General features: G+C 69.1%; 13 protein-coding genes. 4 read left to right on the top strand and 9 right to left on the bottom strand.

Going from position 1 to position 15,446, the window contains the following annotated elements:
- Positions 1-118: 118 nt before the first annotated feature.
- The gene (locus EL493_RS19175; RefSeq protein ID WP_019046932.1) at positions 119-1,000 is read left to right on the top strand and encodes a glucosyl-3-phosphoglycerate synthase; all 882 of its coding nucleotides are present in this window, start codon (positions 119-121) and stop codon (positions 998-1,000) included.
- 56 nt (positions 1,001-1,056) lie between these two features.
- Here the strand turns inward: EL493_RS19175 and EL493_RS19170 are convergent, their stop codons facing one another.
- The 7 genes from EL493_RS19170 to EL493_RS19140 form a co-directional block, all read right to left on the bottom strand.
- Positions 1,057-2,898, bottom strand: a complete 1,842-nt coding sequence (locus EL493_RS19170; RefSeq protein ID WP_019046931.1) for an ATP-binding cassette domain-containing protein — start codon at positions 2,896-2,898, stop codon at positions 1,057-1,059.
- A gap of 11 nt (positions 2,899-2,909) precedes the next feature.
- Positions 2,910-4,079 (bottom strand): type III polyketide synthase, encoded by a 1,170-nt coding sequence (locus EL493_RS19165; protein ID WP_019046930.1) that lies wholly within the window; start codon positions 4,077-4,079, stop codon positions 2,910-2,912.
- A 48-nt stretch (positions 4,080-4,127) separates the two neighbouring features.
- Positions 4,128-5,594 (bottom strand): fatty acid desaturase, encoded by a 1,467-nt coding sequence (locus tag EL493_RS19160; RefSeq protein ID WP_019046929.1) that lies wholly within the window; start codon positions 5,592-5,594, stop codon positions 4,128-4,130.
- Positions 5,595-5,837: 243 nt separating this feature from the next.
- Positions 5,838-6,641: an LppX_LprAFG lipoprotein gene (locus tag EL493_RS19155; RefSeq protein WP_019046928.1), complete on the bottom strand. Its 804-nt coding sequence runs from the start codon at positions 6,639-6,641 to the stop codon at positions 5,838-5,840.
- A gap of 209 nt (positions 6,642-6,850) precedes the next feature.
- A complete protein-coding gene (locus EL493_RS19150) occupies positions 6,851-7,750 on the bottom strand; it encodes a helix-turn-helix transcriptional regulator (protein WP_022566932.1) in 900 nt (299 codons plus the stop codon).
- 112 nt (positions 7,751-7,862) lie between these two features.
- Positions 7,863-8,690: an SAM-dependent methyltransferase gene (locus EL493_RS19145; RefSeq protein ID WP_019046926.1), complete on the bottom strand. Its 828-nt coding sequence runs from the start codon at positions 8,688-8,690 to the stop codon at positions 7,863-7,865.
- An 89-nt stretch (positions 8,691-8,779) separates the two neighbouring features.
- Positions 8,780-9,520: an SDR family oxidoreductase gene (locus EL493_RS19140; protein WP_022566933.1), complete on the bottom strand. Its 741-nt coding sequence runs from the start codon at positions 9,518-9,520 to the stop codon at positions 8,780-8,782.
- Between the two features lie 137 nt (positions 9,521-9,657).
- Between EL493_RS19140 and EL493_RS19135 the strand changes: the two genes are divergently transcribed.
- Complete coding sequence (locus EL493_RS19135) at positions 9,658-11,076, top strand: MFS transporter (protein ID WP_019046924.1); 1,419 nt, start codon at positions 9,658-9,660, stop codon at positions 11,074-11,076.
- 48 nt (positions 11,077-11,124) lie between these two features.
- Here the strand turns inward: EL493_RS19135 and EL493_RS19130 are convergent, their stop codons facing one another.
- Positions 11,125-11,619: a glutathione peroxidase gene (locus EL493_RS19130; protein ID WP_019046923.1), complete on the bottom strand. Its 495-nt coding sequence runs from the start codon at positions 11,617-11,619 to the stop codon at positions 11,125-11,127.
- A 161-nt stretch (positions 11,620-11,780) separates the two neighbouring features.
- Here EL493_RS19130 and EL493_RS19125 point away from each other — a divergent pair, with 161 nt between their 5' ends.
- Positions 11,781-13,271 carry an FAD-dependent oxidoreductase gene (locus EL493_RS19125; RefSeq protein WP_019046922.1) on the top strand — a complete coding sequence of 497 codons (1,491 nt, stop codon included), beginning with the start codon at positions 11,781-11,783 and terminating at the stop codon, positions 13,269-13,271.
- 168 nt (positions 13,272-13,439) lie between these two features.
- Positions 13,440-15,014 (top strand): GMC family oxidoreductase, encoded by a 1,575-nt coding sequence (locus tag EL493_RS19120; protein WP_019046921.1) that lies wholly within the window; start codon positions 13,440-13,442, stop codon positions 15,012-15,014.
- A 42-nt stretch (positions 15,015-15,056) separates the two neighbouring features.
- Here EL493_RS19120 and EL493_RS19115 read toward each other — a convergent pair whose 3' ends face one another.
- Positions 15,057-15,401, bottom strand: coding sequence for a DoxX family protein (locus EL493_RS19115; RefSeq protein ID WP_019046920.1), 345 nt, complete (start codon positions 15,399-15,401; stop codon positions 15,057-15,059).
- Positions 15,402-15,446 lie beyond the last annotated feature (45 nt).

The raw sequence follows: 15,446 nt of genomic DNA, 5'->3' as shown, positions 1-15,446 counted from the left end.
CGGGGCCCGGCTTCCGGTTGTCGGTCCCGATAGCGGGTGGAGCGGCCCGTTGGCGTCGGTCACAGGAATTTCGGCGAGTGCTGGCGGGCGCGGCGCCCGGTGTCGTTCACTGGTCGGCATGGACGTCCGTGAACTGATCGACCGGAAGAACGGTCGCCGGGTCTCGGTGGTGGTGCCCGCGCTCGACGACGAGGACACCGTCGCCGGGGTGATCGCCGCCGTGCGGCCGTGGCTCGGCGGCCTGGTCGACGAACTGCTCGTCGTCGACGCCGGATCGGCCGATCGCACGGTCGCGCGGGCGCGCGCGGCCGGCGCGGCGGTCTACACCTCGGAGGAGGCGCTGCCGACGGTGACGCCGCGACCCGGGAAGGGCGAGGTGGTGTGGCGGTCGCTGGCGGTGAGCACGGGCGATCTGCTCGTCTTCCTCGACGCCGACCTGGTCGCCCCCGACCCGGAGTTCGTCCCGGCGCTGCTCGCCCCGTTGCTGGCCGATCCCGGGCTCGCGCTGGTCAAGGGGTTCTATCGCAGGCCGATGACGCACGGCGACGGGGTGGACGCCGACGGCGGCGGCCGGGTCACCCAGCTGGTCGCGCGTCCGCTGCTGACCGCGCTGGCCCCCGCGCTGGCCGAGATCGTGCAGCCGCTGGGCGGTGAATACGCTGCCACCCGAACGTTTCTCGGCGAGATCTCGGTCGCGGGCGGCTACGGCGCCGAGATCGGCATGCTCATCGACTGCTGGCAGCGCCACGGGCTGTCGGCGATCGGCCAGGTCGATCTGGGGGTGCGCAGGCACCGGCACCGCCCCACCCACGAGCTGGCGGTGATGAGCAGGCAGGTGGTGGCGACCCTGCTCGACCGGCTCGGCATCCGCGACTCCGGCATCGGGCTCGTGCAGTTCAGTCCGGGCGAAACCGGGTGGCGACGCACACCGTCAGAGGTCACCCTCGCCGACCGGCCACCGATGAACCAGCTGATCGCGGCCCACCGCGACATCGCCTGAACACGCGAAACGCCGGCCCGGTCCTCGGGACCGGGCCGGCGTTTCGATCGTCGGCGCTACACCGCCACCAGGCCGAAGTCGAGCTTCACCAGCTGGTCGGCGCAGTCGAAATACCGGTCGTCGTGGGTGATCACGATGACCGTCTTCCCGCGCCGCTTCAGGTCGGTGAGGATCTCCCGGTAGAAGACCTCACGGAAGCGCGGCTCCTGATCGGCGGCCCACTCGTCGAAGACGTAGATCTGCCGGTCCTCGAGCAGTGCGGTGAGCAGGGCCAACCGCTTACGCTGCCCCTGGGACAGATCGACGGTCGACAGCTTCCCGTCGCGCACCGTCACCTTGTGCGCGATCTGCAACTCCTCGAGGTAACGCTGGACTTCGGCGTCGATACCGGGACGGTCGAAACCCAGGTAGTCCTCGAACAGATGGAAATCGGTGAACACCGCCGACGAATTCTGCCGGAACCACTCGATGTTGTCGTGGTCGATCCTCTCCCCGTTGAGCGACAACGACCCCGAGCGGGGCACGTACAGACCGGTGATGAGTTTGGCCAGCGTCGACTTCCCGCTGCCGTTGCCACCGACGATGAACGTGATCTGGCCCGGTTCGAAGACCAAATCGATCGGACCGAGCCGGAAACCGGCGTCCTCGGACCCGTCGAGTCCGGGCGGCGGCGCCAGCGGACGGACATCGCTGCCGCCGTGGTCGATCCAGTTCTTGCCGTTCACATCCGGCTGCGGACCGCCCACCGGATGCGCCGGGTGCGGGCCACCGGGACGGCCGTCACCCGCGTGCGGCGGCCTGCCGGGACGCGGCGGATGCCCACCCCGGGCGGGCGGACCCGGCGGGTGCGCGCCGGGTGGCGGCGGGACCGGCGACGGAGCCTCCGCGCGGTACACGTAGCTGACATCGGTCAGTTCCAGCTTGGCCTCCCCCACCGCCGGACGTTCCGTGTACGGCAGGAGTTCCTCGTTGTGCAGGGTCTCCATCGACAGGTTCATCGCCCGGATCTTGGCCAGCGCCACATCGCCGCGCAGCAGATCCGGGATGCGGTGCATGAAGTTCTGCATCGGCATCGCCAGGAACGTGGTGACCAGCACGTAGCCGACCATCGTGTCGCGCGGCAGGTTCAGCGCCGCCGCCACGACGAACAGGATCAGCGCCATCGTCGCCAGCTGCAGCGCCTGCCCGAACCCCTGGGCGTAGGAGAACTTCGACCCCGCGTCGGTGTTCTGCTCGCGCAGGCTGCTCGCCGAGCCGAGCAGATGCCGGTCCATGAAGTCCCGGCGCCGACCGCGGTGCAGCTTGAGCTCCTTGATCCCCAGGGTGACCGACTGGAACGAGCGCAGCAGCGCGTCCTCGTTCTCGCGCGCCTCCCGGTAGATCCCGCGAACCCGCTTGAGCACCAGTTCGACACAGGCGATGCCGACCAGCGTGCCCGCCACCGTCACCGCGAAGATCGGACCCGACACGATGGCCAGGAACACGAAGCACCCGACGATCGTCGCCACGTCGACACAGATCGACGGGATCGCGGTGACCGCCTGCGACAGCGAGCGCACGTCCTCGGTGAGCGTCGCCATCAGGCGATGCATCCCGAGCCGTTCCAGATGTTCCAGCGGCGCCGAGACGATACCGGAGCTCAGGTCACTGCGCAGCCGGTAGATCGCGTCCTGCGAGAGCCGGATGAGCAGCACCTGCGAGGCCACCCCGCTGACCAGGATGACCAGCCCGGTCAGGGCGAACCGCAGCAGCAGCTGATCGGGCTGCGGCTTCGGCGAGACGACCGCGTTGATCAGCGTCACCAGGTAGGTGTTGGCCGCACCGCAGATCAGGCCCGCGACCACCACAGCCGCGATCCTGGCCGGCGAGAGCGCGGCGAGAAAACGGAGAAGTTGCATGACAGGTGCTCTCAGCTGCGGATGACATCGAAGACGATGCCCTCGAGGGTGACACCGGGCGCGAACGAGAACGCCACGCCGGTGGAGATCGGTGCCGCCGGCTGCGCGTCGCGGATCATCCGCTCCAGCACGAAGATCAGCGACACACTCAGCATGTTGCCGTGCTCGGCCAGGACGTCCCAGCTCGGCGCCGCCGACTCGGCCGGGATACCCAGCGAGCGAGCCGACTCCTCGATGATGCGCGGACCACCGGGGTGGATCGCCCACAGCGCGATGTCGCTCTTGGCCAGGCCGTTGCGCGCGAGCACCCCGGTCACCACGGGGTCGACACCGCGGTAGATGTAGTCGGGCAGCGTGGTGGCCAGCTCGCAGGTGATCCCCGCGTCCTTGATGCCGAGCACGATGCCGTCCTCGGCGTCGTCGAACAGGTGGCTGAAGCTGTCCCGGATGACGATGCTGCCCGGCGCGAGCGGCTGGTGAACCTGGTTGGCGCCGATCACCACCGCGCCGCAGCCGTCACCGAAGAGGCTGTGCGTGATGACGTCGTTGACGTCGTCGTCGAACACCGCGTTGACCGAGCTCAGCTCGATGCACAGCACCATCGCCTTCTTGTCCGGGTGCGCCCGCACGTAGTCGGTGGCGGCGCGGACACCGTTCATCGCGGCGGCGCAGCCCATGAAGTTGATGATCATGCGGCCCACTGTCGGCGACAGCCCCAGCTGCTTGACCACCGCGACATCGACACCGGGGGCGATGAATCCGGTGCTGGTCACGAAGATCAGCTGACCGATATCCTCGGCGGGGTTCGACAGCCCGGCGACCGCGCGACGGGCGACGTCGACCGCCAGTGGCGCGGCGTGCTCGAAGAACAGGTTCATCCGGTCCCGGATGGTGCCGGGGCGGCGGCTGAACTCGAGGAACTCCGGGTCGAGCGGATCGATCGCCAGGTGGCGGGTATCGATCCGGGTCTTCTGGTAGATCCGCGGAATCCGCTGCCGCTGGGCCGGATCGGAGAACAGCTCGGCCACCCGGCCCGCGTTCACGGTCTGGTCGACCACGCGGTCGGGCGAACCGGTGGCGATCGCCTCGATCACGCCGACCGTGGTGGGCGGGGCGGGCGGTAGCAGGTCGTGCCCGCGCTCGACGTCAGCCGTTCGGAGCAGCTCGATGGAAACAGACACGGGCACAAATCCTTTCGATACAGAGAGAAGAACGGCAGCGGACGTGGATCAGACGGTCCCGATGCCGGTGAAGCCCTGCACCGTGTAGGTCACGCAGGTCTTCAGCGCTGTGGGTGCGCAGTGTTCGCGCACGAATCCCCACCGGTTCTCCTCGGCCTCGCGCGAGGGCGCGAGCAGGTAGGTCCGGCACAGCTTGGGGAAACGATCTCCGAAGAAACTCTTCGCGGGCAGCCATTCGACACCGAACTTCGCCGATTCCTCGCGCACCACGTCCTCGGAGGCGATATTGGCGAAACCACTGCGCTGGAACGGCAGCACGTGATGCACCCGGTGCGAGCTGAGGCCCGCGGAGAGGAAGCAGTCGACGTACTTGTTGCCGACGACGGTCAGGTCGTAGGCCTGCTCGAGCTGGTTGACCGCCCAGTCCTCGGTCTCGGTGTGCAGTTCCTCGGTGGGCACCTCGAAATCGTGGCTGGCCACCACCATGAAGGTGCTGATCCACAGCGTGATCACGAATTGCAGTGCCCAGGCCCAGAAGTCGCCGGCCACGGTGAACACCACGAACTCGGCCACCAGCAGGAACCGGACGCCGAACGACCCGATGAAGTGCGGCAGCGCGCCACCCCAGGTGCCGTACATGTCCTTGATGCCGACCTTGCGGGTGAGCCGGCAGACGTCGAGCAGGCGGATGATCATGCCGGTCAGCAGATGCCCGAACTTGTGCACCGTGTGCACCGGCACCCGGTACAGGCGCGGCACCTGCATCATCATCGTGAAGACGTTCTTCTTGATGTCGACTTCACTCTGGGTGTGCGGGTGGTGCAGCAGCGCGTGGCCGTCGGCGGTGACGAAAGACAGTGCGACATAGTTCATGTCGAACGCGTTCACCGCGTACTTGTTGAGCCCCTTCTGCGCCCGGTGGATCGCGTAGTGACCGAACCCGGCCAGCGAACTGCGCAGCAGCACCATCGCGATCACGAAGACCGGCAACGGCATCCAGCTGGTGTCCCACAGCCGCAGGCCCTGCACCGCGAAGTAGGCGAAGATCAGGAACGCCACGACGATGTCGAACACCCGGTCCATCCGCTTCAGGCGGGCGGCCAGTTCGGGCTCCTTGATCCGGGCCTTGATCTTGTGCAGCAGGTCGTTCTTGTCGTCGAAGGCGTACTTGGGGGTGTCGTCCCAGCTGTTGAAGCCTTCCTTGAACAGGAAGTCGGGCGCGTTGTTCTTCGGGTGGATGTCCTCCGGGGTGGCAGCGCGATCGAGACTGTAACGCTCGATCATGCGCGCGATTTTTTCCGGATCACGGTGGTAGGAACCGATGATCGAGGTGATGTCACGGTTCTTCGTACGCCCGATGAAGAATTCACCGCCCGGATGCTTGGAGATCCAGTCACTCAGGTCGTAGGCTCTGCCGTTATAGACCCAGACATTGTTGACGGGAGGCCGACCCCCGGGGCCCGGCGGTGGCGGGAGCTCGCGCTCCGCTTCATCAGGTCGATCATCGATCGTCATGTGTACTTCCTCCGTGTCGATCGGCGTTCGATGCGTGTAGCCTGCCGACCTGCGTCCCGACACGTATAGTCCTTGTGGCGCCTTGCATCTCGCTGAACATTCTCTTATTGGTTGCGCGTTTGCGCGTTCGGAGCTCTGGTTACCGCAGGCGACACCCAGACGACACACCGGCCCGGGGCCGCGGACGGCACTGCGTGCCAGACTCCGCGATCCCCGGACCGGTGTGGGTCGATCCGGCTCGAATCAGCCGGCGGGCTTGACGATGTTCACCGGCTTGGCCCAGTTGGACAGCCCGACGGTGACCTCGCCCTGGTCCTTCTTCACCACGGCGCGAACGAGATTCGGGCCCTCGCCGGTGGAGGCGGCGTCGGAGGGCTTGGTCGAATCCGAGGCGGGCGGCGCGGTGTCCTGGATCCACAGGGTGATCGGCATGGTGCCCGCGTTCTCGCCGACGCGCGGCACGATCGGGTCGATGACGGCGGCGTCGATGGTGCCGGTGACCTTGACGGTGTTGATGCCGTCGATGACCTCGCGGCCCTCGGTCTTCGGGTTCTGGACGTTGGCGATCACATTCGCGATGCCCTTGTCCTTGTCCAGAATGACGCCCGGATCATAGACCTTCTCCGCCGGGCCCGCGGGCACGTAGCGGCCACCGGCCTGGGTGTAGAGCACCTTGTCCACCACGAGGAACTTCGACTCGGTGAACTCGGCCTCCGGCTTGAGCTTCACCTTGGCTTCGCCCATCGCGGCGCCCGAGCCCTGGGTCTCGTTGGTGACGTCGGCCGACACGGTCTCCACCGGCAGGTTCGGCAGGTTGTCCACGTCGATCTTCAGGTGCACGGTGCGCAGGGTCTGCGTGGTCTTCGCCGACTCCTTGACGATCTGCGCGCCGTCGGGCAGCGCACCGGTAGGCGGTGCGGCCGTGGTGGTGCTGTCGTCCTTGGTGCAGCCGGTCACGAGGGCCGCGCAGAGGGCGGCGGCCGCGACGACCGCGGTGATGCCGGAGCGCCGCGCGAAGCGGCTCCGGGGGGCGGGGTGCGGTGTCATGTCGATCAAGTTTCATCCCCTGGAGATGTCGGGTATGGCGTTGGTGAGGCAGCCGAAGCTGCCGGTGCCTGCGACATACTAAGCAGACCATCGGACATCTCGCGCTCCCCCGACGGCGATAGTACCCGAGGATCGCAGTTTGCGACTTGCGAGGGCGCACTGACTTTTTCGACCGTCCGCGACCGCGTGGCGATCACCGTCGTCGCAGGTCAGACCGCCGCGTGGTACCGCGCGAGGTGATCGGCGAAGGGCCGGCGACGTTCCTCGTCGGTCATCGCGAGCAGCGCCGACATCGTCGCGGTCGCCGCCTCGTCGACGGGGGTGAAGATCTGCATCCAGGCGCCTTCGATCACCGGCAGCGACATGCTCGTCATGTGCATCGCGATCGAGCCGACCGCCAGGTGCTGGATGATCTTGACGACGTTGACCGGCACGGCCACGTCGTTGCTGGCCCACAATCGCGCGAACAGCGGGCTCGCCCCGCACAGTTCCGCGACCAGGCCCTGCCACTGCGGATCGTCGAGGTGACGGACGTAGGCACCGCGCAGGTAGGCGACCATCCGGCGCAGGTCGTCGTCACTGTGCTCGTACGGGTTGCAGCACTCCGGCGTGAGGAACACCCGGCGCAGCACGTTGCGCTCGCCCTCGACGAAGCGCGGGCACAGGGCAGCGTAGGCGTCGTTGTGCGCCAGCACATCGTATTTCGCGCTGAGCAGGGCAGCGGGCAGCGGCGAGAGCTGCTCCAGAATCGCGGGCAGGCCCGGTGGCATGGCCGTCTGATGCGCCGATTGCGGGACCGTCGGGACGTCGGCGAGCCGGTACAGGTGCGCCTTCTCCACCGGATCCAGGCACAGCGTCCGCGCGACCGCGTCCAGCACCTGCACACTGGCATTGATCGGCCGCCCCTGCTCGAGCCAGGTGTACCAGGTGACCCCGATCCCCGACAGCTGCGCGACCTCCTCCCGACGCAATCCCGGTGTACGCCTGCGTGCTCCCGGCAGCAGGCCCACATCGCCGGGCGCGATCCTGGCCCGCCGCGACTTCAGGAACGCGCCGAGCTGGGCCCTGCGCTCGGCGCGCACCGAACGCACGTCGACCACTCCACTCATCCGTCCATCGTCGCCGAACCCGATCCCGGTATCCAGGTGCCGCTGATACCCGTTTCCGACGACCAGGACTCAGAGAATCAGCCGCAGCACGGCCACCGCGAGAACGGAACGATCAGGGCTTGCGGCCGACGCCGCCGACGATGCAGTGGCGGACGTCGGTGAGGGGGGTGAGGTGGGGGCCGTCGGGCCACCAGTCGTCGCAGCGGACCAGGCCGGGGGTGATCATGTCGAGATCGCCGAACATGGCCTGGATTTCGGATCTGGTGCGGAAGCGGCCGCTGCCCATCGGGCTGTGGATGAACTTCTCCTCCATTTTGCGGGCCAGTTCGCTGTATTCGGGAGTCTGTGGGTCATGGAAGTGGGCGATCGCGACGAACGAGCCCGAGGGTAAGGCGTCGATGTAGGTCTGCATCAGGGCGGGGGCGTCCTCGCCCAGGTAGTGGTGCAGGGTGCCGATGTGGAGCAGGGCCAGCGGACGGGTGAAGTCGAGTTCGGCGCGGACGGCGGTGTTGCCGAGGACCTCGAGCGGGCGGAAGATGTCGGCCTCGGCGATGCGGGTGCGGCTGTTGTTGGCCAGCAGCGCCTGCGCGTGCACCAGCACCGACGGATCGTTGTCGACGTAGACCACCCGCGACCCCGGGTTGACCCGCTGCACCACCTGGTGGGTGTTCTCGGCGGTGGGCAGGCCGGACCCGAGGTCGAGGTACTGGTCGACACCGGCCCGGGCCAGGAACCGGCACACCCGGATCAGGAAATCCCGGTTGGCCCAGGCCAGGTCGTTGACCTGCGGCGCGACGGTGCGGACCTGGTCCAGCACCGCGCGGTCGACCTCGTAGTTGTCCTTGCCGTTGAGCGCGGCGTCGTAGACGCGCGCGATGCTGGCGCGCGTGGTGTCCACCCCGACCGGAACGGAGCTGGGGTAGGCGGAAGAGTGCGACATCGGGGCGCCTCCAAGGCATCGAACCGACTGTACGAATTCCAGCCTAGGTCATCGGTTCCGTTGGCACAGAGGCTATCCCGGCACCGGACTCAGCGGCCGTCGAGCCATTCGGTGAAGGCGGGTCCCGCGATGATCGCCTTCGGACCCGGCAGCAACGCGCCGTCGGCCTGGAGCCGGTGGTCGGGATCGGCGGTATCGAGCACCTCCACGACCTGTGCGGGCCCGCCGCGCCGCGCCGCGATCAGCGCGACCGCTTCGGCGAGACGCCACTGCTGCGGTCCGGCGATCTCCACCAGGTCCGGGCCGTCGGTGCGGGCCAGGTCGGCGAGGTGTTCGGCGACGGTCCTGGCCGCGACCAGTTGCGCGCGGTAGGCGGGTATTTCGGCGCGGTCGCCGACGGTGGTCCAGTCCAGCATCATCTCGGTGAACTCGTGGAACTGCGCGGCCCGCAGGATGCGCACCGGCACCGGTCCTTCTCGGTAGGCGCGTTCGTGGGCCAGCTTGCCCGCGTAGTGCCCGGCGGTGAAGTCGTCGATGCCGATGATCGAGACGACCGCGATGCGCCGCACGCCCGCCGCGGCGGCGGCCTCGTGCACGGTGCGGGCCACGGTGCGGAAGAACTCCGTCACCGCGGCGGTCTCGGTGGTGGTGGCGTTGACCGCGTCGATCACCGCGTCGACGCCGGCCAGGGCGGTGGCCAGGCCGTGCCCGGTCCGGACGTCGATGCCCGCCGAGCGGGTGATCTCGACGACCTCGTCGCCGCGGTCCTTCAGCACGTCGACCACCTCGCGGCCGATCCGCCCACCGGCACCGATCACTGCGATACGCATTCGTTTCTCCTCGGTTGAACTGTCCCGTCCACGAGACGACGACACCGGGTCGCGGAGTGTGACATCAGCCGGGTGGTGCGGGTACCCGTGTCGGTGGGCTCCTGGTGCGGGTACCGGCGGCGCCCGACGATCGGAGGATGAGTCAGATCATCACTTCGGCGCCGCCACCGGCGGCGGTGACGGGCAGACGGTCGGTGGCCGTGCTCGTCGTCATTCTCACCGGGCAGTTCATGGCCGTCCTGGACGCCTCGATCGTCAATGTCGCCATTCCCTCGATGCGCGCGCACCTGCACACCGGCGGAGCGGCGCTGCAGCTGATCGTCGCGGGGTACGTGATCGCCTATGCCGTGCTGCTGATCGCCGGTGCGCGACTGGGTGACCGGTTCACCCAGCGGCGGACGTTCGTCGCGGGGCTGGCGGTGTTCACCGTGGCCTCGCTGGCCTGCGGACTGGCCTGGAACGAGTTGTCGCTCATCGTGTTCCGGTTCGCGCAGGGTGCGGGAGCGGCGGCGATGGTGCCGCAGGTGATGACCCTGATCCAGCGCACGTTCACCGGTCAGGCCAGGGCCAGGGCCTTGAGCATCTATGCCGCGATCATCTCCGGCGGCATGGTGGCGGGCCAGATCCTGGGTGGGTTGATCGTGGACGCCGATCTCGCGGGCAGCAGCTGGCGCGGGGTGTTCCTGGTGAACGTGCCGATCGGGCTGGCGTTGCTGGCGATCGCGCCGACGGTGCTGCCGGGTGCCACCGTCCGGACCGATCGCCGGCTCGATGGGGCGGGCCTGGCGACGCTGACACTCACCGTGCTGCTGCTCGTCGTCCCGCTGGTCCTCGGCCGCGAGCTCGGCTACCCGGCGTGGACGTGGGTGTGCCTGGCCGCGGGAGTACTCGGGGTCGCGGTGTTCGCCGGGCTCGAGCGGGCCGTGGCGGCACGCGGTGGCGAACCGCTGTTCGCACCGCAGGTGCTGGCCGCACCCGGTCTGCTGCTCGCGGCGGCGACCCTGCTGCTGGTGATGGCCGGTTTCGGTGGCTGGCTGTTCGCGATGGCGATCCACCTGCAGAACGATCTCGGCTACAGCGCCCTCCGTGCGGGTGTGCAGTTCCTGCCCATGGGGGTCACCTTCGCGGCGGCCGGGTTGTACTGGCAGCGGATTCCGGCGCGATGGCATGCCCGGATGATCCCGCTGGCGCTGGTCCTCGCCACGGTGGCGCTGGGCTGGCTCGCCGCGCTGCTCGGTGACGGCTCCGGTATAGGGCCCGCCGCGTCGGTGGCGCTCGCGCTGTTCGGGATCGGCAACGGGCTGGCGTTCAGCCCGCTGATGACCAGGGCACTGGCCGCGGTCCCGCAGGCCTCCGCCGCCGACGCCAGCGGCATCCTGGTGACGAGCGTGCAGCTGGGGATCGTGGCCGGGATCGCCACGATCGGGTCGATCTTCTTCGCCCTCGCCGAGACCGACCCGGGCCGGGCGCTGACCGTGGTGCATCTGCTGGTCGGGGCGATCTCGCTGGTCGCGGCCGCGCTCGCCGCACTCGCCGTGCAGCGCACCGGGCCCTGAACGCGACGCCGCCGCCCGCGCGAGGAGCGCGGACGGCGGCGCGGAAGCTCAGAGCTGGGCTTCGATGGCGGAGACGATCTCGCCCGCGTCCGGGGTGACGGTCGGGCGGAACCGGCCCGCGACCGTGCCGTCGCGCGCGATCAGGAACTTCTCGAAGTTCCACTGGATATCGCCCGCGGTGCCGTCGGCGGCCGGGGTCTCGACCAGGGCGGTGTAGAGCGGGTGGCGGTCGTCGCCGTTCACGTCGGCCTTGGCCAGCAGCGGGAAGTCGACACCGTAGGTGACCGAGCAGAACTCCTGGATCTCCTCGGCGGTACCCGGCTCCTGGCCCATGAACTGGTTGCACGGCAGGCCGACGACGGTGAAGCCGCGCTCACCGTAGGTCTTCTGCAGCTCGACCAGGCCGGTGTACTGCGGGGTCAGACCGCAGCGCGAGGCCACGTTGACCAGCAGCACCGCCTTCTCCCCCGCCAGCTCGCCGAGCGTGGTGTCCGCTCCGGCCAGGGTCTGCACCGCAATGTCTCGAATGTTCGCGCTCACCACAACACCACCAGATCTCGTCTACGTCGGTTCGATGGCCACCGTACCGGAGCCCCGGCGGCACGCAACCGTCCCGCTGGGCGGGAGCTTCTGTAACACGTTCTTGTTTTGTCGGGCTACACGCGGCACCATTTCGGTACACGCCCGAGCACCGGAGGAACCCCGTGACCGAACAGCCCCACCGGATCGACACCGTCCGTCCACTGCGCGCGAACACCGTGACGCAGTGGGATTTCGCGGCCGACGTGGTGGTGGCCGGTTACGGCATCGCCGGCGTGTGCGCGGCGATCGAAGCCGCCAGGGCGGGCGCGAAGGTGCTCATCCTGGAACGCACCGGCGGCTGGGGCGGCGCCGCCGCGCTGGCGGGCGGCTTCGTCTACCTGGGCGGCGGCACCCCGCTGCAGCAGGCGCTCGGCTTCGACGACACCCCCGAGAACATGGCCGCGTTCCTCACCGCGGCGCTGGGGCCCGGGGTCGACGAGGCCAAGATCCAGGACTACTGCGCGGGCAGCGTCGAGCACTACAACTGGCTCGTCGAGTGCGGTGTGCCGTTCAAGGAGTCGTTCTGGGGCGAACCCGGCTGGGAGCCGCCGCACGACGAGGGCCTGATGTACTCCGGCGGCGAGAACTCCGCGCCCTTCCTCGACATCGCCAAGCCCGCGCCGCGCGGGCACGTGCCGCAGCTGGCCGACAAGAAGATCGGTGAACGCAGCGGCGGCTACATGCTGATGAAGCCGCTGGCCGACACGGTCGCGAGCCTCGACATCGACGTCGAGTACGACACCCGCATCCGCAGGCTCGTCGTCGACGACGACGATCGCGTGGTCGGCCTCCTCGCCACCACCTACGGCAAGCCGGTCACCGTCCGCGCCGCTCGCGGTGTCGTCCTGGCCACCGGCAGCTTCGCCTACGACACGGAGATGATCGACCGCTACACCCCGCGCCTGAGCGGCAGGCCCGGCGCGGCCATCGAGGAGCACGACGGCATCGGCATCCGGCTGGCCCAGGCGCTCGGCGCCGAACTCGCGCACATGGACGCCAGCGAGGTGGCCATCTTCGGCGACCCGCAGATGATGGCGCGTGGCGTGCTGGTCAACGGGCGCGGCCAGCGGTACGTCCCCGAGGACACCTACCCGGGCCGGATCGGTCAGGCGACGCTGCTGCAGAACGACAACAAGGCCTTCCTCGTGATCGACGAGCCTTCGCTCGAGGAGGCGCTGGCGACCGAATCGGCCACCCCGTTCTTCCGGTTCCCGCCCACCTGGGTCGCCGAGTCGGTGGCCGAACTCGAGACCGAGATGGGCCTGCCGGAGCAGACGTTGCAGACCACCATCGCCACCTACAACAAGCACGCCGAGAACGGCAGCGACCCGCTGCTGGGCAAGAAGGCCGAGTGGGTGCGCCCGATCTCGGCCCCGCTGGCCGGATTCGACCTGCGCGGCTTCACCGCGGGCTTCACCCTGGGCGGGCTGCGCACCGACCTGGACTCCCGGGTGCTGCACGTGAGCGGGGAACCGATCGCCGGACTCTACGCGGCCGGTCGGTGCACGTCGGGACTGTGCGCGTACGGCTACGTCAGCGGCGCCTCGCTGGGCGACGGCAGCTTCTACGGCCGTCGCGCCGGAAAGGCCGCGGCGGCCGCCGGCACCGAGTGAGGCGCGCGGCCCCCGCCCGGGCCCCACGATCAGTACGCTGCATGCAGCGCCGCACCCGGACGACGAGTCCGGCTGTGCTCACCGGCATTTCGCCACCGTGAGACGGCGTGTCCAGTTGGCAACGACAATGCAGTGCAGGATCGGAGTTGGACAGTGCAAGCAGGTGGGATGTCCGCGGATTACGTGATCGTCGGCTCCGGGTCAGCGGGGGCGGTGCTCGCGAATCGGCTCAGCGCCGACCCGGGCACCTCGGTCGTCGTGCTGGAGGCGGGTCCGGCCGACGACGACAAGTTCGCTCATATTCCGGCCGCGTTCTCGAAGCTGTTCCGCACCGAGCGTGACTGGGACTACCTGACCGAACCGCAGCCCGGCCTGGGCGATCGGCAGATCTACTGGCCGCGCGGCAAGACCTTCGGCGGGTCGTCGTCGATGAACGCGATGATGTGGGTGCGCGGTTTCCGGGCCGACTACGACGAGTGGGGGTTGCTCGCCGGCGATCGCTGGAACTTCGCGGCCGCGGTGGAGCAGTACCGCAAGATCGAGAAGGTGCAGGACGCGCAGTACCCCGACGAGGGGTCGAAGGGGCCGCTGCACGTGCAGCGCCAGCGCAGCCCGCGCGCCTCGACCCACGCCTACCTCGAGGCCGCGCGGCAGGCGGGCTACGAGCTCGAAGCGCCGAACCGCCCCGCGCCCAACGGGTTCTCGCAGACCATGGTGACCCAGCGCGACGGCAGGCGCTGGAGCACCGCCGACGCCTACCTGCACCCGGCGATGAAGCGCGCGAACCTGACCGTGCGCGCCGGCGCCCTGGCCACCCGCGTGGTCTTCGACGGCACCAAGGCCACCGGTGTCGAGTACCTGCAGGACGGGCAGACCCACACCGTCACCGCGAATCGCGAGGTCATCCTGTGCGGTGGCGCGGTGAACAGCCCGCAGCTGCTGCAACTCTCGGGCATCGGAGATCAGGAGGAACTGGGCGAGCACGGCATCGCGGTGGTCGCGCACTCCCCCGAGGTCGGCGCGAACCTGCAGGATCATCTGATCGCGGCGCTCGGCTACAGCGTCGAGGGCGACTCGCTGTTCGCCGCGGAGAAGCCGCTCGAGCTGATCAACTACCTGGTCCGGCATCGCGGCATGCTGACCTCGAATGTCGGTGAGGCGTACGGGTTCGTGCGCAGCGAACCCGACCTCGAGCACCCCGACATCGAGCTGATCTACGCGCCGGCGCCGTTCTACCACGAGGGCCTGGTCGACGCGACCGAGCACGGCGTGGTCCTGGGCGCCATCCTGCTGCGGCCGCGCAGCCGTGGGCGCATCGGCCTCGCCTCGGCCGATCCGACGGCCAAGCCCGTCATCGATCCGCGATACCTGTCCGATCCCGACGGCGCCGACCGGGCCGCGCTCGAAGCCGGACTGAAGGTCTGCGCCGAACTGGCGACCCAGCCGGCGCTCAAGGGCGCGCTGGGTCAGCTGATCTATCCGCCGGCGGCGCCGGAGGATCTCGCGGGCACCATGGCGCTGACGATCGAGCAGTTCTCGCACACGCTGTACCACCCGGTCGGCACCTGCCGGATGGGCACCGACGCCGCCAGCGTCGTCGGGCCCGACCTGAAGGTGCGCGGCGTGGAAGGCCTGCGGGTCGCCGACGCGTCGGTGATGCCGCTGATCATCCGCGGGCACACCAACGCCCCGGCGATCTTCATCGGCGAGCAGGCCGCGGACTTCATCCTGGCCGACGCCTGACCTGGCGGTGGTGGCGCGCGGATCACCGCGCGCCACCACCGCTCACGCCAGGGCCAGCGTCAGCGAACCCGCCGCGAGCAGCAGATACGGCAGCGGGTACCCGAGGTGGGTGTACCAGCGGGCCCGCAACACGGTGAGCTCGGCGCAGACGAAATACAACGTCAAACCGGCGGCGGCGGCGATCGCCAGCGGGCGAGAGAACAGGCCGGCCAGCAATCCGAGCCCGCCCGCCGCCTTGATCACGGCCAGCGGGGTGAGCGTCCACGGCGCCAGTCCGTAGTTGCTCATGTTGTCGCGCACCCAGTCGGCGCGGACGACGTCGATCGCGGCGGCGGCCAGCGCGCTGAGCGCGGCGAGCACGGTGACGACGACGAAGACGGTGTGCATCGGACGGTTCCTCCGGTCTACGGTGAGCGGCGGCGACTGCCGCCG

It is taken from the genome of Nocardia asteroides (genome assembly GCF_900637185.1).
Classification (GTDB): Bacteria; Actinomycetota; Actinomycetes; order Mycobacteriales; family Mycobacteriaceae; genus Nocardia; species Nocardia asteroides.
The sequence above is the reverse complement of the archived record's forward strand: the minus strand, read 5'-3'. Positions and strand labels throughout refer to the sequence as shown.

Bases quoted from the DNA above. Each gene is read 5' to 3' on its own strand.
- EL493_RS19140 (WP_022566933.1), bottom strand. From the start codon at position 9,520: ATGCGTATCGCAGTGATCGGTGCCGGTGGGCGGATCGGCCGCGAGGTG.
- EL493_RS19160 (WP_019046929.1), bottom strand. From the start codon at position 5,594: ATGACGATCGATGATCGACCTGATGAAGCGGAGCGCGAGCTCCCGCCA.
- EL493_RS19115 (WP_019046920.1), bottom strand. From the start codon at position 15,401: ATGCACACCGTCTTCGTCGTCGTCACCGTGCTCGCCGCGCTCAGCGCG.
- EL493_RS19135 (WP_019046924.1), top strand. From the start codon at position 9,658: ATGAGTCAGATCATCACTTCGGCGCCGCCACCGGCGGCGGTGACGGGC.
- EL493_RS19145 (WP_019046926.1), bottom strand. From the start codon at position 8,690: ATGTCGCACTCTTCCGCCTACCCCAGCTCCGTTCCGGTCGGGGTGGAC.
- EL493_RS19155 (WP_019046928.1), bottom strand. From the start codon at position 6,641: ATGACACCGCACCCCGCCCCCCGGAGCCGCTTCGCGCGGCGCTCCGGC.
- EL493_RS19150 (WP_022566932.1), bottom strand. From the start codon at position 7,750: ATGAGTGGAGTGGTCGACGTGCGTTCGGTGCGCGCCGAGCGCAGGGCC.
- EL493_RS19175 (WP_019046932.1), top strand. From the start codon at position 119: ATGGACGTCCGTGAACTGATCGACCGGAAGAACGGTCGCCGGGTCTCG.
- EL493_RS19170 (WP_019046931.1), bottom strand. From the start codon at position 2,898: ATGCAACTTCTCCGTTTTCTCGCCGCGCTCTCGCCGGCCAGGATCGCG.
- EL493_RS19120 (WP_019046921.1), top strand. From the start codon at position 13,440: ATGTCCGCGGATTACGTGATCGTCGGCTCCGGGTCAGCGGGGGCGGTG.